The organism is Aquitalea sp. S1-19, assembly GCF_024343515.1.
In genome coordinates this window covers 1-19,690 of sequence record NZ_RJTZ01000058.1, presented here as the reverse complement: position 1 = coordinate 19,690, position 19,690 = coordinate 1, and the positions used below count along the sequence as shown (strand labels likewise).

At 61.6% G+C, this 19,690-nt stretch carries 15 protein-coding genes, 1 pseudogene and 1 riboswitch; of the genes and pseudogenes, 11 read left to right on the top strand and 5 right to left on the bottom strand.

What is annotated here, in order from left to right; all coding sequences use genetic code 11:
- Positions 1-344: 344 nt before the first annotated feature.
- The 6 genes from EGI20_RS10255 to EGI20_RS10230 all read left to right on the top strand — a co-directional run bounded on the left by EGI20_RS10255 (position 345) and on the right by EGI20_RS10230 (position 7,996).
- Complete coding sequence (locus tag EGI20_RS10255; protein ID WP_498631370.1) at positions 345-2,996, top strand: patatin-like phospholipase family protein; 2,652 nt, start codon at positions 345-347, stop codon at positions 2,994-2,996.
- A gap of 88 nt (positions 2,997-3,084) precedes the next feature.
- Positions 3,085-3,708 carry a PEP-CTERM sorting domain-containing protein gene (locus tag EGI20_RS10250; protein ID WP_498631369.1) on the top strand — a complete coding sequence of 208 codons (624 nt, stop codon included), beginning with the start codon at positions 3,085-3,087 and terminating at the stop codon, positions 3,706-3,708.
- Positions 3,709-3,886: 178 nt separating this feature from the next.
- Complete coding sequence (locus tag EGI20_RS10245) at positions 3,887-5,953, top strand: prolyl oligopeptidase family serine peptidase (RefSeq protein WP_498631368.1); 2,067 nt, start codon at positions 3,887-3,889, stop codon at positions 5,951-5,953.
- A gap of 4 nt (positions 5,954-5,957) precedes the next feature.
- The gene (rlmF, locus tag EGI20_RS10240) at positions 5,958-6,929 is read left to right on the top strand and encodes a 23S rRNA (adenine(1618)-N(6))-methyltransferase RlmF (RefSeq protein WP_498631367.1); all 972 of its coding nucleotides are present in this window, start codon (positions 5,958-5,960) and stop codon (positions 6,927-6,929) included.
- A 101-nt stretch (positions 6,930-7,030) separates the two neighbouring features.
- Positions 7,031-7,402, top strand: a complete 372-nt coding sequence (locus EGI20_RS10235; RefSeq protein WP_498631366.1) for a cupin domain-containing protein — start codon at positions 7,031-7,033, stop codon at positions 7,400-7,402.
- 96 nt (positions 7,403-7,498) lie between these two features.
- Positions 7,499-7,996 carry a universal stress protein gene (locus EGI20_RS10230; RefSeq protein WP_498631365.1) on the top strand — a complete coding sequence of 166 codons (498 nt, stop codon included), beginning with the start codon at positions 7,499-7,501 and terminating at the stop codon, positions 7,994-7,996.
- Positions 7,997-8,101: 105 nt separating this feature from the next.
- Here EGI20_RS10230 and EGI20_RS10225 read toward each other — a convergent pair whose 3' ends face one another.
- Positions 8,102-9,685 carry a Na+/H+ antiporter NhaC family protein gene (locus EGI20_RS10225; protein WP_498631364.1) on the bottom strand — a complete coding sequence of 528 codons (1,584 nt, stop codon included), beginning with the start codon at positions 9,683-9,685 and terminating at the stop codon, positions 8,102-8,104.
- Between the two features lie 94 nt (positions 9,686-9,779).
- Positions 9,780-9,955, bottom strand: a riboswitch (Lysine riboswitch).
- Positions 9,956-10,078: 123 nt separating this feature from the next.
- Positions 10,079-10,840, bottom strand: coding sequence for a TlyA family RNA methyltransferase (locus EGI20_RS10220; RefSeq protein WP_498631363.1), 762 nt, complete (start codon positions 10,838-10,840; stop codon positions 10,079-10,081).
- A gap of 300 nt (positions 10,841-11,140) precedes the next feature.
- Here EGI20_RS10220 and EGI20_RS10215 point away from each other — a divergent pair, with 300 nt between their 5' ends.
- The 5 genes from EGI20_RS10215 (at position 11,141) to EGI20_RS10195 (ending at position 18,000) form a co-directional block, all read left to right on the top strand.
- Positions 11,141-12,670, top strand: coding sequence for a glycine betaine uptake BCCT transporter (locus EGI20_RS10215; RefSeq protein ID WP_498631362.1), 1,530 nt, complete (start codon positions 11,141-11,143; stop codon positions 12,668-12,670).
- Positions 12,671-12,721: 51 nt separating this feature from the next.
- On the top strand, positions 12,722-13,369 hold the full coding sequence (locus EGI20_RS10210; protein ID WP_498631361.1) for a YceH family protein: 648 nt from the start codon (positions 12,722-12,724) through the stop codon (positions 13,367-13,369).
- 71 nt (positions 13,370-13,440) lie between these two features.
- Positions 13,441-13,974 carry a YfaZ family outer membrane protein gene (locus EGI20_RS10205; RefSeq protein ID WP_498631360.1) on the top strand — a complete coding sequence of 178 codons (534 nt, stop codon included), beginning with the start codon at positions 13,441-13,443 and terminating at the stop codon, positions 13,972-13,974.
- A 131-nt stretch (positions 13,975-14,105) separates the two neighbouring features.
- The gene (locus EGI20_RS10200; protein WP_498631359.1) at positions 14,106-16,259 is read left to right on the top strand and encodes a UvrD-helicase domain-containing protein; all 2,154 of its coding nucleotides are present in this window, start codon (positions 14,106-14,108) and stop codon (positions 16,257-16,259) included.
- A gap of 31 nt (positions 16,260-16,290) precedes the next feature.
- Positions 16,291-18,000 (top strand): response regulator, encoded by a 1,710-nt coding sequence (locus EGI20_RS10195; RefSeq protein ID WP_498631358.1) that lies wholly within the window; start codon positions 16,291-16,293, stop codon positions 17,998-18,000.
- 3 nt (positions 18,001-18,003) lie between these two features.
- Here EGI20_RS10195 and EGI20_RS10190 read toward each other — a convergent pair whose 3' ends face one another.
- The 3 genes and pseudogenes from EGI20_RS10190 to EGI20_RS10180 all read right to left on the bottom strand — a co-directional run.
- Positions 18,004-18,597, bottom strand: coding sequence for a hypothetical protein (locus EGI20_RS10190; protein WP_498631357.1), 594 nt, complete (start codon positions 18,595-18,597; stop codon positions 18,004-18,006).
- 66 nt (positions 18,598-18,663) lie between these two features.
- A complete protein-coding gene (locus EGI20_RS10185) occupies positions 18,664-19,239 on the bottom strand; it encodes a cysteine hydrolase family protein (protein ID WP_498631356.1) in 576 nt (191 codons plus the stop codon).
- Positions 19,240-19,331: 92 nt separating this feature from the next.
- Positions 19,332-19,690, bottom strand: a pseudogene (locus tag EGI20_RS10180) (BMP family ABC transporter substrate-binding protein); the annotation flags it as partial.

Sequence of the window (19,690 nt, the reverse complement as noted above, 5' to 3'; positions counted from 1 at the left end):
GGCATCGGCGGCGTGCATCTGGCACGGCGCATTCCGCAAGCCTGGCTTAAGGGCTTTGTGGTGACGCTGGGTCTGGTGCTCAGCGCGGTGTTTTTCTGGCGCTAGTCAGGTCGCCGCCAGCCGGCGGCGTTCGCGCAGGGCGCCGGACGCGCCGAGTATTGGAGGTCGTGACCTGAGATGCTGGCCCTGGTGGCTTTCCGCTGGCGCACTTGTCGTTCGGCTTGATGGGACGCCGGGTTCCGGCCATTTTCTTGTCCGCATGGCCTGTTTTAAAACGCGTGTCCCGCTTTTGCTTTTGCCGCAATACATGGCTATGACTCTATTTTCTTGTTCTAGAGCATGTCATGCCCCGTCCTGTCTCTCAAACGGCTGACCCTGTCTGTTTTTCCGAGGAGTGTGTCCGTATTGCCCGGCGCCGGCAGCGTTTTGGCCGCGCAGCGGATGGTCCGAAACTGGCGCTGGCCTTATCCGGCGGCGGGATACGCAGTGCGACCTTCTCGTTGGGGGTGATGCAGGCGCTGGCCAAGGCGCGGCTGGAGGATGCATCTGTGCCGGCAACAGGCTCGGACAGGGATAGCCTGCAGGGCGAGGGATCATGGCTGGCGCGCTTCGATTATTTGTCTACCGTCAGTGGAGGTGGCTATCTTGGCGCTTTTTTCTGCAGCCTGTTTGTTCCGGGACGGTTTCGCCAGGAGACTACGCCCGAGAGCGCGGCGGCTGATGCCTATGCAGTGATGCGGGTCGAGCCGCCGCCCCGGTTCAGTACCAGCCGGCGTACCCGGACGATGGCCCGGCAAGGCGATGCCTTGGCCGGGCGGTCGATGCCGCTGGCCTGGTTGCGCGAAAACGGCCGCTATCTATTGCCTACCGGTGCCGGGGATACGGCTTATGCCCTGGCGCTGTTTATTCGCAATATTTTGTCCGTGCATGGGGTGCTGGGCACGCTGGCCGTACTGTTGCTGGGGTTGCTGGCCTGGTCCGAGTCCGGGCTGGCAGCATGGGCAGGGCTGGACATGGGGCTGCGTGCAGCTTTGGCATCGGGCAAGGGATCCGATTTTGTCTTGTGGTGGAGCCCCTTGTGGCGACTGCTGCCGGCGCTGCTGCTGTTATGGTGTGCACCGGCTGCGCTGGCTTACTGGCTGACACCCCATACGCCGGGTCGCGGCGGCTATAGGCCAGGGCATTGGCTATGGTTGGCGCTGGCGTTACTGGTGGCGTATTTCGAGTGTTTTGCCACATGGCCGACCCAGGCCGGCTTCTGGCGTTCTCCGGCCTGGGCCCTGTTATGGCTGGGGCTGGCTGCCCGGGCCTTGCAGCTTGGCTATAGCTGGAGGGCGCAGCGCAAAGCGCCAGGTGAAGCTGGTGCCGGCGGAGAATACCGGGTAGGTGTGACACGCAGTCTGTCTGCCAGTCTGCTGCTCTTGCTGGGGCTGTTTACGCTGGCGCTGGTCGAAACGCTGGGGCAGTCGCTTTACCTTTATCTGCAACGCACATCGGCTAGTTCGCTGACCTTGTCGTCGCTCGTGGCCGCATTGGGTGCGGCGCTGGCCGGGGTGCGTTATCTGGCCCGCGTGTTCGATGAAAAATCCCCGTCAGGCTGGATAGCCCGGCTGCCCTTGTCTCTGCTGACGGGCGTCGCGGGTGTGCTGTTGGCGCTGGTGGTGTTGATGCTGTGGGCGTGTCTGGTGCAGGCGGTCGCCTGGGGTGGGGCTTTGCCGGCTAGCGGCGCTTCTGTTTCCGGCTGGCGCTTATTCTTGCTGGTGTTGCTGGCGCTGGTGCTGGCCGCGCTTGCCGGCAGCCCGGCCGACTTTCTACGCCTGTCGTCATTGCAGCAGTTCTATGCCGCGCGTCTGACCCGCGCCTATCTGGGGGCCTCCAATGGCCAGCGTTTTGCCAGCAAGGAGCGCAGGGCTTACAGCAGTGCCGAGCCCATGTCGGGCGATGATCTGACCCTGGCCGACTACTATGGCCACGCGACGCTGGCACCGCTGCATCTGATTAATTGCGCGCTGAACCAGACCTTGGGGCCCGCCGAGCAATTGGTGCAGCGTGACCGCAAGGGCAAGCCGGTCTGTCTGGCGCCGGGGGCGGATGGCCAGGTGCGTTTTTGGGTGGATGGCCAAGCCGTGCGTTTGCATGTGCCGCACGGAGGCGTGCCGCAACTGGGGCGCTGGGTCGCCATTTCCGGTGCGGCTTTTTCGACCGGACTGGGGCGTGCCACTTCGCTGGGTAGTTCGCTATTGTGCGGCCTGGCCAATATCCGTCTGGGTGACTGGCAGATGCTGCGTGGTAGCGGCCTGGTTTCCCGACCCGTGGCTGATGCATGGCCATGGCGCGCTTTTGCCAATCAGTTATTGCTGCTACGCGAGTGGAGCGGGCGTTTTCGCGGCCTGCATTCGCGCTGGCAGTATCTGTCGGATGGGGGCCACTTTGAAAATACCGGCGTGTACGAGCTATTGCGCCCCGGGCGGCAGGTAAAGCTGATCGTCGCCTGCGACTGCGGCGCCGATCCGGATTACCGTTTCGATGATCTGGCCAATCTGGTACGGCTGGCGCGCGTCGATTTTGCGCTGGAAATCGAGGTCGATCAGTATGCAGCCACACACAAGGGCTTGCGCGACGTGTTTACCACACCGGATGCTTTGCGTCTGGCCCTGTTGCAGCGTAAGCATGTGACACAAGCGGAAGACGATACCCGCTGTGCCATCCTGCTGAATGTCTATCCGGCGGCAGACCCGGCCAGAGGCGAGCCCGTCTGCCGCATTGTGCTGATCAAACCCAGAGTTGTTTCGGGCATGCCGGCTGACCTGCTGCATTACGCCAGCAACAACCCTGCCTTTCCGCAGCAGACCACTATCGACCAATTCTTCGACGACCAGCAATGGGAGAGCTACCGCAAGCTGGGGTTGATGGCGGGAGAGCAGGTGCTGACTGTGCTGGCTTCCAGTGGTTGCCTGCCGCGCTGGGTTAAAACGCAGACAGGCAAAGGCCCCTGATCGGGTTGAGGCGTACAGGAAAAATACCGGCTCGAAGCCGCCGGCAGCGCGGCGGGGCAATTGCTCAGGCAAGGGGGAGGAGAAAATTATGAAGGCGAAAAGATCCCTGGCTGCTGCGGCTGTGCTGGCTCTGACCCTTGGCCTCGCCGGCGGCGCGCAGGCGCAGCTCTTCAAGCGCGACTTGCTGGCGGGCGACCAGTTGCTGGTGTTCGACGACGCCAGCGGGCTGGAGTGGCTACAGCCGGTGGCGACCGGCGGCGCGTCGTTCGAGGGCGCAGTGGCCAAGGCAACGATGTCGATGTATGGCCTGCGCTACGCGTCGTCCGGCGAGGTTCGGCAGTTGATGGACATGAATTTCGGCGAGATCGGCCCGATGGATTCGGACGGTTACGCGCCGTATACGCCGGAGAACGGGGTGGTGCTCGACAAGTTTTTCGGCTGGTTCGAGCCCAGCCGGTTTGACACCAACCTCGATGGCAGCGAGGGCAAGTTGCTGCTGGCGAATTCGGCAGCGGCGTTGCACGGCTATTCGTGGGGCTCGCTCTCTGGTGGCTCGATTTTTGTATCGGAAGGCGGCCAGGTCACCGGGCGCAACCCTTTGGTTGGCAACTGGCTGGTGCGCGAGGTCTCGCCGGTACCCGAGCCGGCCAGCGCGCTGTTGATGCTGTCCGGCCTCGGTGTGGTTGGCTGGTGGCGCAGGCGGCGGCGCTGACGGGAGGGCGGCATTTTCTGTTTTGTATTTATCCGGTACATCCCGTTTGGCGGGATGTACCGGTTTTACAGTGGTAGCACTCAGACTGCATTTTTGGCGGGTGATGTGTTGCTAAGTATCCCGCCACGCGAGCTTTACTGGCATCATCGCCTCCATTCATTTTTAGCAACGATGCCACATGCCCCACACCGACCCCCACCAATGGCTGGAAAATCTGGACGCGCCCGAGGTGCAAGCCTGGGTAAACGTGCAGAACAGCAAGACCCGCAGCCTGCTAGACACCGATGCGCGCTTCGCGCCGCTCTCGGCCGAGATCCTGGCCCATTTGCAGGACACGCGGCAGATCCCGTTTTTTGCCGAACACGGCGCCTGGCTGTACAACTTCCATCAGGATGAGGCGCATGCGCGCGGTGTTTACCGCCGCACCTCGCTCGATGCCTACCGCGCCGGTGCGCAGGACTGGGACATTGTGCTCGATATCGACGCGCTGGCGGCAGCCGACAAGGAAGACTGGTTTCTCGACGGCATTTCGCACTGCACGCTGATCCCTTCGCGGGTGCAGGTGTTCCTGACCCGTGGCGGGCAGGATGCGACGGTGTGCCGCGAGTACGATATCGAAGCACAGGACTGGGTGGAGCACGGCTTTGATTTTCCCGAGGGCAAGAGCCATATCGCCTGGCGTGATGTGGACAGCGCCTTTGTTTGCCCCGGCTGGAAGGGCGCACCGCTGACGCGCGCCGGCTATCCGCGCGAGGTGTGGCTGGTCAAGCGTGCTGCCGACGGCCAGCATGGATGGACGCAGCTGTTTGCCGCACCCAAGGACGCGATGATGGTGGCGGCGTGGCGTTATCTCGATGCCGACGGCAGCGTGCTCGACCTCATCGAGGCGTCGGATTCCTTCTATAGCAAGACCTACCACCTAATTGATGCCACGCTGGCGACCCATGCGCTGCCGCTGCCGCCCAAGGCGGAGATCGAGGGTTATCTGTTCGGTGATTTGCTGGTCAAGCTGGCCGATGACTGGGTGTGGCAGGGCGAGAGCTACGCTGCCGGCAGTTTGCTGGCGGTGGCGCTCCCGGCCCTCACCCCTGACCCCTCTCCCTCGGGGAGAGGGGAGCTACCTATGCTGCTAGGCCGGGTGCAGGTGCTGGTGGCGCCGGCAGCCAAGCGTTCCATCGACTCGGTCGAGACGACGCGTGCGAGTCTGGTGGTCAATCTGATCGACAACGTGAAAAGCCGTTTGCTGGCCTTCGACAAGGTGGAGGGCGTCTGGTGCGAACGCGCGCTGCCGGTGGCTGACAGCGGCGTGATCGAGTTTGCCGACCAGCCGTGGGATACGGACATTATTTGCTACAGCTTCAGCGACTTCCTGACCCCGACCGGGCTGTATCGGCTGAATGTGGCGACCGGCGAGCAGGAGGTGCTGCGCGCGCAGCCGGCAGCCTTCGATGCCTCGGCCTTTGTCGCCGAGCAGCGCCATGCGCTGGCCGGGGATGGCACCGCGATCCCGTACTTTGTGGTGCGCGGCAAGGACACGGTGCTGGATGGCAATACGCCGACGCTGATGTACGGCTATGGCGGCTTTGAAGTGTCGATGCTGCCTTACTACATCGAGAATTTCGGCCCGCACTGGCTGGAAAAGGGTGGCGCCTTCGTGCTGGCCTGCATCCGGGGCGGCGGCGAGTTCGGCCCCGCCTGGCATCAGGCGGCACAGGGTGTGCGCCGTGCGGTGAGTTTCGGCGACTTTATCGCGGTGGCTGAAGACCTGATCGCGCACGGGTTGACCAGCCCGCGCCGGCTGGGGATAGAAGGCGGCAGCAACGGCGGCCTGTTGGTGGGGGCGTGCATGGTGCGCCGCCCTGAGCTTTTTAATGCTGTGGTGTGCGAAGTGCCGCTGCTGGACATGCTGCGCTACACCGAGCTGTTGGCCGGTGCCAGCTGGATAGATGAATACGGCGACCCGGACGATGCGACCGAGCGCGCGGCGCTGGCGGCGTATTCGCCCTACCATCATGTACAGGCTGATGCTGACTATCCGCTGGCGCTGTTTACCACCAGCGCCAAGGATGACCGCGTGCACCCGGGTCACGCGCGCAAGATGGTCGCGCGTCTAGCCGAACTGGGGCACGACGCGCTCTTGCTGGAAACCGCCGGCGGCGGCCACAGCGGCAATGCGGCGCAGGCACAGACCGCCGAAGAACTGGCACGGGTGCTGGTTTATCTCTACCGCCAGTTGATGGACTGAAATCATGCTCAAATTGCAAAAACCGAATCAAAAACCGCAGGCGGCAAAGCCTGGCCTGCATCCGCGCAACCGCCATCAGGGGCGCTACGACTTTGCCGCCCTGCTGGCCGCCAGCCCGGAACTCGCGCCGTTTGTAAAAAGCAATCCGGCGGGGGAGTCCACCATCGACTTTGCCGAGCCGCTGGCGGTCAAGGCGCTCAACCGCGCTCTGCTTGCCGCACAGTACGGTATCGCGCACTGGGACATTCCCGATGGTTTTCTGTGTCCGCCGATACCGGGGCGCGCCGACTATATCCATACCGTGGCCGATCTGCTGGCGGGGGATTGCGGCGGCGAGATCCCGCGTGGCGCGGCGGTGCGTGGCCTGGATATCGGCGTCGGTGCCAACTGCATCTATCCGCTGATTGGCCATGCCGAATATGGCTGGCGTTTTGTCGGCAGCGATATCGATGCGCAGGCGATCCGTTGTGCCGAAACCATCGTTGCGGCTAACCCGTCGCTAGCCGGCGCAGTGAGCTGCCGCTTGCAGGCTACCGATACGGCGATTTTTGCCGGCATTATCCGTCGCGGCGAACAGTATGCGTTTTCGCTGTGCAACCCGCCGTTTCACGCCTCGGCAGCAGAGGCAACAGCCGGCAGCCGGCGCAAGGTCGGCAATCTGTCGGGCAAGAAAAGCGCTAAACCCGTGCTGAATTTCGGCGGCCGCAGCCACGAGTTGTGGTGCGAAGGTGGCGAGGCGGCTTTTGTCGGGCGCATGCTGGCTGAAAGCCGGCACTTCGCCACGCAATGCGTGTGGTTTACCACCTTGTTGTCCAAGTCGGAAAACCTGCCAGATCTTCGCTATGCGCTGAAGCAGGCCGGTGTCGTCGAAGTCCGGGTGCTGGCGATGGGGCAGGGGCAAAAGCTGAGCCGGGTGGTGGCGTGGAGCTTTATGGATAGCGCCGCGCGGCAGCTGGCGCTAAGCAAAACCGGCTGAAGCATCGGGCAGGACGATATTTATATCGGGTTATGGCTTGAAGCCTATCGCCTTTGTGTGTCACATTTGTCGAAAATATTAGACACACAAAGGAGAGAGTCATGAAAAGTGCGCAGGATATCATCGTGTTTGCCCGTCACCCGGTGGTGGGCGACGAGTTTGTCGCTACCGCCGAGCGCCATATCGAGGGCGAGTGCCGGCAGCGGGTGGACAACCATTACTCCGACCCCAGCGGCCAGTTTCACGCCGGCATCTGGTCGGGTGGTCTGGGTACATGGCGTGTCAAATATAGCGAACACGAATTCTGTACCCTGCTGGAAGGCTTGGTGCGGGTCAGCGATAGCAGCGGTCATGAAGTGCTGCTGCAGGCCGGCGACCATTTCGTGATTCCCGCCGGTTTTGAAGGTGTGTGGCAGGTGCTGGAGCCCGCGAAAAAAACCTACGCCATCTTCGAGGCGGCAAGCGCCGGTTAATGGTGTTTTATTGATCCGGCTGCTGGTGTGGCGGGTCAAAAAGGCCAACAATCAGTAACAATCAGTCAGTTATCTTCCTCTTTGAAAGGATGCAGCATGTACCAGAATATCGTGATCGCACTGGATGGCAGCCATAACGCTGCCTTGGCCTTGCAGGAGGCCATCAAGCTGGCCCAGGTCAAGCAGGGCAGGCTGATTCTGGTGCATGTGGCCAGCTTGCGTGACATCAGTGTGGAGGGCGTCGGCATGCTGGGTAACCATGATCTGCATACGCTGGCGCATGAGCGCGGCACGCAGATCATGGCCGAAGCCGAGGCACAAGCGCGCGCGGGCGGTATTAGCAATGTGACGCCGCTGATTCTGGAGAGCTGGGATGGCGCCAAGGATATGGCCAAGGTTCTGCTTGCTGCCGCTCATGACCACAATGCCGACCTGATCGTGGTGGGCACCCATGGCCGTGGCGGCTTGATGACCCTGCTGATGGGCAGCTTTGCCGAAACGCTGCTACGCATGGCGCCATTGCCCTTGCTGATCGTGCGTAATGTGCATGATGACGACGAAAACAAGCTGTTTGATAAGCGCCCGGTGCTGTGATTCGGGCCTGCCAAACCAGGCATGACGACGTCTGGCGTAGATAAAAAGAGAGGACCACCATGAGGGTGGTCCTCTCTTTTTTATCGGTGATGCAGGGCTAGCCGTTTATGCCGCGCAAGGCACCAGCGCCGGGCGGCGTAACTGGTAGTGATGCAGCAGCGGCAGGGTCAGGGCAAACCATAGCGAGCAGGTCAGCAGGCCCAGCCAGACCGAGCCGGAAGCGCCCAGTACCAGGTAGCCTGCGATGGAGCCCAGCGCAACCAGTAAGGAATACGGTAGCTGGGTGAGCACATGGTCGATATGGTGGCTGCCCGCGCCGGTCGATGACAGGATGGTGGTGTCGGAAATGGGCGAGCAATGGTCGCCAAACACGGCACCAGCCAGCACCGCCGACAGGGCCGGCAGCAGCAGGGCAGGTTCGGTCGCCATCACCAGATCGGCACCCAGCGGCAGCATGATGCCGAACGTGCCCCAACTGGTGCCGGTGGAAAACGCCATGGCACCGGCGAGCACGAACAAGACCGCCGGCAAGAGCCAGGATGGCATAGCCAGCTGCGCCATCGACGCCAGATATTTGCCGGTCTGGACATCGCGGATCACGGCGGCGATCAGCCATGCCAGCAGCAGGATGCGCAGTGCCGGCCACATGGCGGCAAAGCCGTGGCGCAGCACCGACAACCAGTCGCGCACGGGCAGGCCCAGACGCAGTGCCAGTACGCCGGCTACCGCCAGTGCGCTCAGTGCGCCGTAGACCAGAGACAGCCCGACATTGGTATTTTCGAATGCGCCCAAGAGGCTGAACACCTTGGCGTTTTGTGCCAGTACATCGGCCCCGGTCGCCAGCATAAAGTAGATCGTGGTCAGCACCAGCGTGAGAATGGGCAGCACCAGATCGCGCACCTGCCCCTCGCCTACAGCTTGTAGTTCCTTGCTGACACCGGGTGGCGTGCCCTTGCTCTGGTCGTACAGCATGCCGTTTTGTGCCTGCGCCTCATGCTGTGCCATCGCGCCCAGATCCAGCGGCCGGATAATGGTGGCAACGACCAGCAGCAGGGTGAACAGGGCATAGAAATTCATCGGCACCATGGTCATAAAAGCCGAGAACGCGCTGTGCTGCTGAATGCCGTGTGCGGCCAGAATGCCACCAATCAGGGCAACGATATACGCGCCCCACGACGAAACCGGCATGATCACGCAGATCGGTGCGGCCGTTGAATCCAGCAGATAAGCCAGTTTGGCGCGAGAAATGCGGTAGCGGTCGGTGACCGGGCGGCAAATGGTGCCAACGGCAAGGCTATGGAAGTAATCATCGATAAAGAACAGAAACACCAGCAGGCCGGTCATGGCTTTAGCCTGACGGCGGCTCTTGATGCGCTGCTGTGCCCATTCGGCAAAGGCACGGCTGCCGCCGGTGAGAGTCATCAGTGCAATCAGAAAACCCAGCAACAGCAGAAATAGCAGGATATTGACGCTGCCCCAGTTGGGCGCACTGCCGTCCCAGAAAATGGCCAGTGCAGATTGTCCGATATATTGACCGGCCGACAGGAGGTTGCCGGTCAACAGCAGGGCACCTACGGCAATGCCAAGGCCTAGCGACAGTACGACGCGACGGGTAATGACCGCCAGAGAGACCGCCACCAAAGGCGGCAAGACAGACAGTAAAGAATCGGAATATTGGCTTAGTTCCATGATCTCGTATCACCTATGTGGATTACAGGTGGAGACCTACCGAGAGGACCAGAAGACAGCAGACGCACCAAGGGCGTCCGGGGGAGACTCCTACCCTTTCAGTAGCGCTCCATAGTTTGCTCAGACTATGGCAGTGACATTCCTGTTTGAAATGTCCCCAGCAGCTTTGCCTGACGGCTTGGCTACTTCGGCACTGGCTCCTTTTTGCGGCGATCATTGGGTTCAAGCTCCCGCCGCATACTCTTAGACAGTGCAACCTCTACTCAAAGTTACCGGATCATTATTAAGTGCAAGCGCTTACTATGCAATTGTTTTATGCAATTTAGTGATTGAATGCTTTTGGATTTGGTTGGTGGTGCGCCTGCCCGACGGAGCCGGACAGGCGCATTCGCGCTAGCTATTCTTGCGCGCCCACACAAAAAACTCCCTGTTGCCGTCCCCGCCCTTGATCGGGCTGTCCAGCCAGCGCAAGAGCTCGAAGCCTTCGGCTTCCACCGCCAGAGAAATCTTGTCCTTGACCCCTTGGTACAGGCTTTCATTGCGCACAATGCCGCCGTGTCCCAGTCCTTCGCGTCCGACTTCGAACTGCGGCTTGACCAGACTTAGCAGGTAGCCGCCAGTCCGGATCAAGGGCAGGGCGGAAGGCAGGATCAGGGTCAGCGAAATAAACGACACATCGCATACCATCAGATCGAATGCCGCGCCATCATTGGCCGCCAGCAAGGCCGCGTGATCCAGCGCGCGCCCGTTGACTCCCTCGAAATAGCGTACCCGCACGTCGTCGCGTATTTTTTGCGCCAGCTGGTCATGGCCGACATCGACGCCGACCACGCGATGCGCGCCGGCCTGCAGCAGGCAGTCGGTAAAGCCGCCGGTAGACTGGCCCACATCCAGTGCCCGCATGCCGGTCACGTCAAGGCCGGTTTCGGCCAGTGCGCCTTCCAGCTTGAGTGCGCCGCGCGACACGTAACGGTCGGCGGCATCCGGCACAATATCAAAGCGGGTATCGGATGCCAGTTTCTGGCTGACTTTGGCCAGCGGCTGCAGCTTGCCGTCGCGCACAATGCTGACCCGGCCTGCGGTAATCAGGTTTTGGGCGGCAGTACGGGAGGGGGCAAGGCCTTGTTCGACCAGCAAAATATCGGCTCGGAGCATGGTAGGGCGTCGGGTGGATTCTGGGGGCGCTAGGGTCGCGCCAGCGCGGGTGGCTGTCAAGCGACAGTAGCCATGCGGTTTGCGCCGCATTGCACAAAGATGATAGGCTTTGCCCACATTTTATGTTTTTTGAGTTATTTCTTGTCCGGGCTATACGCCCGTCTTGATGAACACCCGTTCCCCGGGTATCGCGGCCTTGTCCGCATCGGCTCGCCTTGAGTCACCTGAACCACCAACCCCGGCACTGTTTTCCTGCCCCGGTATGGCGCGCATGGATGACAGGCCACTCAAGGAGACAATATGGTTTTACGTATTTCGCTGGCTCTTACCGTTCTTTTCGTCCTGCTCGGCCTGTTTGTGCCCGAACAAATGAACCAGGTCACCGCAGAGTTGCTGTCGCTGACCATTGCCCGTTTCGGCTGGTTCTATCTCTTATCCGTATTTGGCTTTCTGTTGTTTGCCCTCTATCTCGCATTCAGCCGTTTTGCCCAGATCCGTCTGGGTGGCGAAGATGCCGAGCCCGAGTTCTCCCGTGGCAGCTGGTTTGCCATGCTGTTTTCCGCCGGCATGGGCATAGGCCTGGTGTTTTGGGGTACGGCCGAGCCGCTGTCGCACTTTGCCTCCCCATCGCAGGGCATAGCCGCCCAGACACCGGAGGCGGCCCGCATGGCGATGCATGCTTCGTTCTTTCACTGGGGCCTGCATCCGTGGGCGATTTACTGCGTGATGGGGCTGGCGCTGGCGTACTTCAAATTTAACCGCGGCGCCCCCGGACTGATCAGTTCGGTATTCCGCCCCTTGCTGGGTGATAGGGTGGAGGGGCCCATCGGCAAGGCTATTGATGTGCTGGCGGTGCTGGCCACGGCCTTCGGTGTAGCGACTTCGCTGGGTTTTGGTGCCTTGCAGATCGAATCCGGTCTGAAGCTCCTGTTCGGGATTCCAAGCGGTGGCTGGACGACCTTTGTCGTGATTGCCACCGCCACCGTGCTGTTTGTGCTGTCGTCGCTGACCGGTCTCACCCGTGGCATCCGTATCCTGTCCAACCTCAACCTGTGGCTGGCGGTCGGCTTGTTGTTGCTGGTGGCGATATTGGGGCCGACGGCGTTTATCTTCGAGATCTTCACCACCACGCTGGGCGACTATCTGGATGATCTGATCTCGCAAAGCCTGAGGCTGACGCCGTATTCGCAGAACACCTGGGTCGCCGGCTGGACGCTGTTCTACTGGGCCTGGTGGATTACTTGGGCGCCGTTTGTCGGCATGTTCATTGCCCGTGTGTCTAAGGGCCGCACCATCCGCGAATTCGTCGTCGGCGTGCTGCTGGTGCCGGCGCTGGCTAGCTTTCTCTGGTTCTCGGTGTTCGGCGGTACCGGCTTGTGGATGCAGTTGTTCGGCCATGCCGATCTGGTTGCCGCCGCAGGCAGCGATGCTTCTACCGCGCTCTACCATATGTTTGCCGGACTGCCTGGCGGGACGCTGATCTCGGGCGTAGCCATGCTCCTGGTGCTGAGCTTCTTTGTCACCTCGGCCGATTCGGCCACCTTTGTGCTGGGCATGCTGTCCAGCAAGGGCAGCCTCAATCCGGGCCATCGGGTCAAGCTGGTGTGGGGGATATCGGTGTCGGCTATTGCGCTGATCTTGCTTGGCAGTGGCGGTCTCAAGGGCCTGCAGAGCGTGTCGATTATCGCGGCGCTGCCGTTTGCGCTGATTATGGTCGGCATGATGGTGTCGCTATACAAGGCTCTGTCGCAGGACGAGCGCAAGCAGCGCCATCACGAACTGGCGCTCAAGCACGAGATGGAAAGGCTGCTGGCGCAAGCGTCCAGGTAATGCAGCGCAGCGGGTTTGATGCGATGATAAGCGTCATCGCAAGGAGGCATTATGGATACGCATCAACTTGACCCGGTCGAAGTACGGGTACTGGCTTGTCTGGTCGAAAAACAGGCGCTGAACCCCGATACCTATCCGCTGACGCTCAATGCGCTGCTGTCGGCGTGCAACCAGCTCACCAGCCGCGAACCGGTGATGAGTCTGGGCGAGGCCGATCTCAGTGCCGCACTGGCGTCGCTGATGGCACAAAAGCTAGTGGGTGAACGCATGCCGGCTGGCGCGCGTGTTGCCAAATACGAGCACCGGCTGCCGTATGCATGGAATATCGAGGGTGCCCGTCTGGCAGTGCTGGCCATGTTGATGCTGCGCGGGCCGCAGACTCCGGCCGAGATCCGCACCCGCGCCGGGCGTATCTACAGTTTTTCCAGCGTGGAAGAAGTCGAAACCTCACTGGATGCGCTGGCCGACAAATATCCGCCACTGGCGGTGCATCTGCCACGCCAGGCTGGCGAGCGCGAAGCACGCTGGGCGCATCTGTTGTCCGGCATGCCCGAACCGGGCACCCATCAGGCACCGCCGCGCGGCGAGGAGTGCGATGCGATTGTGGTTGGTCTGACCGGTCGCGTCGCCGCGCTGGAAGCCGAAGTGGCGGCGCTCAAGGCACGCTTGCTCGAACTGGAAACGCGGATTGCCGACTGAAAGCTACCCGCGCTTCCGCGCCTTGGGCTGTGGGGGTGCGGGTTTTTTATTGTTTTAAACCGAGAAAAAAGATGTTGAAAAAGACTTTACTGGCTGCCGTACTGGCCGCTGCCGCCCTGCCTGCTCTGGCTGGTGATCTGACGCTGGCGGCAACCGAACATGGCGGCTTTATCAGCCGCACCGCCACCGGCTTCGGCCCTGGCATTACGCTGGATTATCTGCAGTCGGACAAGCACGGCACGGCAGAAGCCGGCGGTATCGGCCTGACCTTCGGTCTGCCGGTACCGTTTGCCCGCGTGGATCTGGGCGGCAAGGCCATGTGGCTGGATGCAGGTGGCGATGCCACCGCCGCCATGGTCGGCGGCCGGGTAACGGTTGATCTGCCTTTCTCCAGCGAAGCTTTCGTGCAGGGTTACTGGGCACCGGAAGCCGCCGCCAGCGGCAGCGTCAGCAGGGTCAGTGACACCATGCTTGGCCTGCGCTGGAAGCCGCTGCCGCTGATCGGTGTGGAAGCCGGCTGGCGCGAGTTCAAAGTCGAGCGCAACGATCGCCGTGACCGCAAGATCGCCGATGGCGCGTATCTGGGCGCCAGCATCGGTTTCTGATTATAGGGAGTGGGGAGTAGGGATTAGGGGGTAAGCTCCCCACTCCCCACTCCCCACTCCCCACTCCTGACGTCCCATTCCCCCCGCTGGTGTAGAATCCCTGTTTTGTTTCTCCAGCAAGGCTTTGCCCCATGAACGCCGATCTTCTCGCCGGTCTGAATCCCGAACAATTACGCGCCGTGACCTGGCCGGCGAAAAGCGCTCTGGTGCTGGCCGGTGCCGGTAGCGGCAAAACACGGGTGCTGACGACGCGCATTGCCTGGCTCTTGTCGACCGGGCAGGCATCGCCCGCCGCCATTCTTGGCGTGACCTTTACCAATAAGGCCGCGCGCGAGATGCAGACGCGGCTGTCGGCCATGCTGCCGGTCAATACCCGCACCATGTGGATAGGCACTTTCCACGGCCTGTGCAACCGCATGTTGCGCATCCATTACCGCGATGCCGGTTTGCCGCAGACCTTCCAGATTATGGACTCGGGCGAGCAGTCGTCGGCCATCAAGCGGCTGCTGAAAATCCTCGATGTGTCCGACGAAAAATTCCCGCCCAAGGCGGTGGCCGCCTTTATCAATGGCAATAAAGAGGCCGGCCGCCGTGCTGGCGAGCTGTCGGCGCATGATAGCTATACCCGCAAGCTGATCGAGATTTACGCCGCTTACGATGCGCAGTGCCATCGCGAAGGCGTGGTCGATTTTGCCGAACTCCTGCTGCGCTGTTACGAGCTGTTAAGCCGCAATGCGGCGCTGGCCGAGCATTACCGCAACCGTTTCCGCCATATCCTGGTTGACGAGTTTCAGGACACCAACCTGTTGCAGTACGCCTGGCTGCGCCTGCTGGCCGGCAGCGATGCCGCGCTGTTTGCCGTCGGTGACGACGATCAGAGCATCTATGCTTTCCGTGGTGCCGAGGTGGGCAATATGCGCTCGCTGCTGGCCGATTACGGTATCGAAGGGCCGGTGCGGCTGGAGCAGAATTATCGCTCGGTCGGCAATATCCTGACCGCAGCCAATGCGCTGATCGAGAAAAACGATGGCCGTCTGGGCAAGAATCTGTGGACCGATGCCGGCGAGGGTGAGCCCATCCGCCTGTACGAGGCCTATTCGGACGGCGACGAGGCCGAGTTTGTCTGCGATGAAGTCAAGGCACTGGTGCGCGAGGGCTGGAATCTGTCCGATATGGCCGTGCTGTACCGCTCCAACGCGCAGTCGCGCGCGCTGGAACATGCGCTGGTCAATGCCGGCCTGGCCTACCGCATCTATGGCGGCCTGCGCTTTTTCGAGCGTCAGGAAATCAAGCATGCGATGGCCTATCTGCGTCTGGTGTCCAACCCGGACGACGACAATGCCTTGCTGCGTGTGATCAATGTGCCGGCACGCGGCATCGGTGCGCGCAGTGTGGAAAACATCCAGACCCTGAGCCGCGAGCAGGGCGTGTCGCTGTGGCAGGCTACGTGTGGCGCCAGCGGCGGGCGTAGCGCCGGCAAGGTGGCGGCGTTCGTGCTGCTGATTGAAGAGTTGCGCGCCAAGGTCGAGCTCTTGACGCTCGCTGAAATGATCAGCCTGATCATAGACCGCTCCGGCTTGCGGGCCTTGTACGAGGCCGACCGCAAGGAGGGCGAGGAGCGCCTGGCCAACCTGGACGAGCTGATCAATGCCGCCGCCGGTTTTATGCCCGACGATCCGGCACAGGAAATGGTCGAGTTTCTCACCGCCGCCAGTCTGGAAGCCGGCGAGCATCAGGCCGATGCCGGCTCCGATGCCTTGCAGCTGATGACGGTACACGCGGCCAAGGGGCTGGAATTCGATGCGGTGTTTGTGTCCGGGCTGGAAGAGGGTTTATTTCCACACGAGAACAGTCTGAACGACAGCAAGGGGCTGCAGGAAGAGCGCCGGCTGATGTATGTGGCGGTGACGCGGGCACGCAAGCGCCTTTATCTGAGTTCGGCGCAAAGCCGCATGCTGCATGGCCAGAGCCGCTATCCGATCCGTTCGCGCTTTGTCGACGAGATTCCGCAAGAGCTGGTGCACGAGCTGGCCGGCAAGAAAGCACCGCCGCGCGCACCGGCCAAGGCGCCGTGGCTGACCGAGGCCATGCCGGCCTGGGCGAGCCCTAAGGGGGGCGATTATGGCGGCTTTCATATCGGGCAGAGCGTGGGGCATGCCAAATTCGGCATCGGCATGGTGGTGAGCGCCGAAGGCAGCGGCAGCGATGTGCGCCTGCAGATCAATTTTGCCGAGCATGGGATGAAGTGGCTGGATTTGCGCTACGCCAAGCTGACCGCGCAATAATGGATAGAGCAGATGTACACAGGGGCGCGATATGAATAGCAGCCAGTCCAATTCATTCCAGGCCATCGCTGGCGCTTACAAGGGCAAGCACCCGGCATCGGCCGAAGAGCTGAATCCTTACCGGCGCAAGCTGTTTCTGGTGATAGACAGCGTGCCCGAGATGCAGCGCGCGCTGGCGATGACGCTGGGCAGCTTTGGCGCCGAACGGGTCGAGTACGCCAGCCGTGGCAACGATGCGCTGGCCAAACTTGCGCGTTACGATTTTGATGTCGTGCTGTGCGACTACGATCTGGGCAATGGTTACGACGGTCTGTATCTGTTTGAAGAGGCACGCGAGCGCAATCTGCTTAAGCAGTCCTGTGTATTCATGATTGTGACCGGCGAGCGGCGCGCCCAGCGGGTGATTTCGGCCGCCGAAATGGCGCCGGACGAATACCTGCTCAAGCCCTTTACCGGCGAAGAATTGCGCCTGCGTCTGGAGCGGGCGATACGCCGGCGCGAGGCTTTTCGCGTGGTAGACGATGCGCTGATGCGCTTCGAGTATATGGCGGCGACCGAAGCCTGCAGCAAACAGATTCAGGACAAAAGCGAATTCACCCTCGATTTTATGCGCCTCAAGGGCAACCTTAGCCTGAAAATAGGCGACTGGGACAGCGCCAAGAAACTGTACGTCGAAGTGTTGCGTCTCAAGCCGCTGCCCTGGGCCAGGCTGGGCTTGGCCAAGGCGCTGACCGGGCTCAAGTCTTACGACGAGGCGCGCATGCTGTTCGAGCAGGTGCTGCAGGACAACGACCGGGTGATGGAAGCCTACGACTGGCTGGCCAAGATACATCTGGCCAATCACGATGGTGTACAGGCCCAGCTTAATCTGCAGCAAGCCACCTGCTTGTCGCCGGTGGTGGTGCGCCGGCAAAAACAGCTGGGTGAAGTTGCGTTTGCCAATGGCGATCTGGTGACGGCAGAAGCCGCCTGCAGCACGACGCTGACCCTGGCCAAACATAGCTGGCATCGCCAGCCGGCGCTGTATGCCCAGCTAGCCCGGGTACAGCTGGCGCAACGCGACAGTGTCGCGGCGGGCAAGACGCTGGCCGGCTTGCGTCGCGATTACAAGCACGACGATGCCGGCAACTGGGTCGCCGATGTGATAGACAGCCAGCTGCAGCAGCAAGCCGGTAACAAGAGCAAGGCTGCCCAGCTCCTGGCGAGCACCGCCGAGCGCCTGCCGCAGCTTGAGGGCAAACTGGGGGTCGAGGCGCGCATGGAATATGCGCGCGCATGCTACAGCCTGGCGCGCCCTGATCTGGGCGACGAAGTGGCGCGCACACTGGTGCGCAACCATCATGATGACGAAGCCTTGCTGGAGTCGCTGGGGTGCTTGTTTGACCAGGTTGGCCGCACCGAGGCCGGGCGCGAACTCATCGCCGAAAACGTACAGAGCGTGGTTAATCTTAATAACGCGGCGGTGCGCGAAGCACAGGCTGGCCATTACGAGCAGGCGGTCAGCCTGTTTGGCAAGGCTTATGCCGAGCTGCCGGATAATGTTCAGGTGATGCTGAACACCAGCAATGCGATTATCGCGCTGGTTTACCGCCAGGGCTGGCACGAAAGCCATGTGCGCGCGGGACATGCCATGCTGGGCAGGGTGCGCGCCCTGCAGCCGACCAGCAGCAAATTCCAGAAAATCATGCAGGCGTGGAATTCGCTGATGGAGCAGCAGGGCCGGCGTGAGTGGCTGGTGTAAAAGTCAGGGCAGCAAACCGCCTTGTTGCAGGGTTTTGCTCAAGGTCGCGGCGTAGGCGTTGGCAGTCGCTGCAACCGAGGCCGGATCAAATGATTGCAGATTGCCCGACCACAGCAGGCGCCGGGTCTGGGTGTCCCATAGTGTGGTCTGGCTGGATGCGATGGAGTAAGGCACCAGTGTCTGGTAACTGCTGTAGAAGTTCTGGTACGGCCCGTACCAGCCGAACATGGGCTGCGGGAATACCGGTTGCGCTACGCTTTGGTAGCCCGTTTCCGGTGGCAGCAGCTTGATCAGCATAAAGCCCTGCACACCTGCCTTGCGTACCGCACTCTCCAGATCCGCCTCGGCCACTGGCGTGGATGAAGGCGGCAGAAGCGCATAAGCCGGCGTGGCCTGCACGCCCAGCGTCTGCATGCGCGCCACGACACTGTCTTCGAAAATGCGCTGCTCGGTGATGCTGCCACCTATGGCCAGTACCACGGCGCTTTTGATCGGCCCGCCCTTATAGGCCGGATCTTGCCACTGGCTTTGCACGGTGGAGGTGGTGGCGCAGGCCGCCAGCAGGCTGACGCTTGCCAGTAGTGCACCGATTCGCATGCTTGCTCCCATCTTGATGTCCCCTTGTTGGTGTTCCATGTCTTTGCCAAACGGCATGGCTTTATCTTAGGCAGGTACTTCCGCTATTGCGTGGCCGCCTTGTTCGCGCGAGACCAGCGCCACGCGTGCGAGCAGGCGCAAGGTGTCATCGTGGTCGGCATCGCTGGCCGCGATACAAAATCCGCCCAGCACCGTGACGCGATAGTCGCGGTCGTGTGCGTCGCGTACCGTGCTTTGCACCGCGAGATCGGTGGCGCAGCCGGCAATCAGCAGGCGCTCGCAGCGCATATTGCGCAGCAGAAGATCTAGCGCCGTGCCGTAAAAGGCATTGACGCGGCGCTTGAGGATGATGGTTTCTCCAGGCAGGGGGGCGGCGGCCGGATGAAAATCGCAGCCGGCGGTGCTCAGGCGCAGTGCGCCACGGATGGCGGCACTGGCAAATAGGGGAGAGGCGCGCGGCAGTTCGCGGTAGTCGTCGGAAAAGCCGACGCGGACATGGATGACCGGTATGCCGTAGTTGCGCAGGCTGCTTATCAGCCGCGGCAGGCGTTCCAGCGTATGGTGGCGCGCCAGAAAGTCGCGGTAACGCGGTGCGGTGACGATATCGTTGATGTAGTCGATCAGGATGAGTGCGCTTTGCACGATGGTCTCTCCTTGCGTAATGCAAGTCTCACCATAGCGCGTCAATGCAAAACCGCCCCGAAGGGCGGTTGTGTGGCGGATGGAGCCAATGCTTACTTCGGAATCGAGCCTTCCACGCCCTTCACATACCAGTTCATGGTATCCACGCCTTTTTGCGGCAGTACCTGACCTGCTGCAACCATGGTCTTGCCGGCCTGATCGACGATAGGACCGGTAAAGCTGTGGAACTTGCCGCTGGCAAACAGTGCCTTCTTGGCATTGAACTTGGCAGCCAGAGGTTTAGGTACGACCGGATTCAGCGGGCTCAGTGCCACCATGCCGTCCTTGATGCCCCAGTCCACGCTGTCCGATTTCCAGCTCTTGTCCAGCGTGGCCTTGGCTGCGCGGGTGTAGTAGCCGCCCCAGTTGATGGTGGAAGCGGTCAGCTGGGCCTTGGGGCCGAACTTGGCCA

Bases quoted from the DNA above. Each gene is read 5' to 3' on its own strand.
- EGI20_RS10255 (WP_498631370.1), top strand. From the start codon at position 345: ATGCCCCGTCCTGTCTCTCAAACGGCTGACCCTGTCTGTTTTTCCGAG.
- EGI20_RS10250 (WP_498631369.1), top strand. From the start codon at position 3,085: ATGAAGGCGAAAAGATCCCTGGCTGCTGCGGCTGTGCTGGCTCTGACC.
- EGI20_RS10245 (WP_498631368.1), top strand. From the start codon at position 3,887: ATGCCCCACACCGACCCCCACCAATGGCTGGAAAATCTGGACGCGCCC.
- rlmF (WP_498631367.1), top strand. From the start codon at position 5,958: ATGCTCAAATTGCAAAAACCGAATCAAAAACCGCAGGCGGCAAAGCCT.
- EGI20_RS10235 (WP_498631366.1), top strand. From the start codon at position 7,031: ATGAAAAGTGCGCAGGATATCATCGTGTTTGCCCGTCACCCGGTGGTG.
- EGI20_RS10230 (WP_498631365.1), top strand. From the start codon at position 7,499: ATGTACCAGAATATCGTGATCGCACTGGATGGCAGCCATAACGCTGCC.
- EGI20_RS10225 (WP_498631364.1), bottom strand. From the start codon at position 9,685: ATGGAACTAAGCCAATATTCCGATTCTTTACTGTCTGTCTTGCCGCCT.
- EGI20_RS10220 (WP_498631363.1), bottom strand. From the start codon at position 10,840: ATGCTCCGAGCCGATATTTTGCTGGTCGAACAAGGCCTTGCCCCCTCC.
- EGI20_RS10215 (WP_498631362.1), top strand. From the start codon at position 11,141: ATGGTTTTACGTATTTCGCTGGCTCTTACCGTTCTTTTCGTCCTGCTC.
- EGI20_RS10210 (WP_498631361.1), top strand. From the start codon at position 12,722: ATGGATACGCATCAACTTGACCCGGTCGAAGTACGGGTACTGGCTTGT.
- EGI20_RS10205 (WP_498631360.1), top strand. From the start codon at position 13,441: ATGTTGAAAAAGACTTTACTGGCTGCCGTACTGGCCGCTGCCGCCCTG.
- EGI20_RS10200 (WP_498631359.1), top strand. From the start codon at position 14,106: ATGAACGCCGATCTTCTCGCCGGTCTGAATCCCGAACAATTACGCGCC.
- EGI20_RS10195 (WP_498631358.1), top strand. From the start codon at position 16,291: ATGAATAGCAGCCAGTCCAATTCATTCCAGGCCATCGCTGGCGCTTAC.
- EGI20_RS10190 (WP_498631357.1), bottom strand. From the start codon at position 18,597: ATGCGAATCGGTGCACTACTGGCAAGCGTCAGCCTGCTGGCGGCCTGC.